Origin of the sequence: Mesorhizobium sp. GbtcB19, assembly GCF_019091085.1 — a bacterium.
GTDB lineage: Bacteria > Pseudomonadota > Alphaproteobacteria > Rhizobiales > Rhizobiaceae > Mesorhizobium.
Window position 1 is genome coordinate 1 of sequence record NZ_JAGXJY010000403.1, and the last position, 245, is coordinate 245.

Annotated in this window: 1 protein-coding gene; it reads left to right on the forward strand. The window is 71.4% G+C overall.

Annotated elements, in window-relative coordinates; genetic code table 11:
- A partial coding sequence (locus KVT37_RS32595; RefSeq protein ID WP_217579064.1) for an L-threonylcarbamoyladenylate synthase occupies nt 1-245 on the forward strand: 245 nt, incomplete at both ends.

Genomic DNA, 245 nt, shown 5'->3' on the forward strand with positions numbered 1-245 from the left:
GCCTTTCCGAGGCCCAGGGCCGGCCGCGCTTCAATCCGCTGGTCGCCCATGACGACGATCGCGCCATGGCCGACCGCATTGCCGGTTTCGATCCGCTGTCGGCAAGGCCCGCCGGAGCGTTCTGGCCCGGTCCGCTGACGCTGGTCCTGCCGCACCGCGCCCACAGCGGCATCCATCCGCTGGTCACCGCGGGGCTGGTCACCATCGCGCTGCGCATGCCGAGGGGCTTCGGGGGTGAACTGATC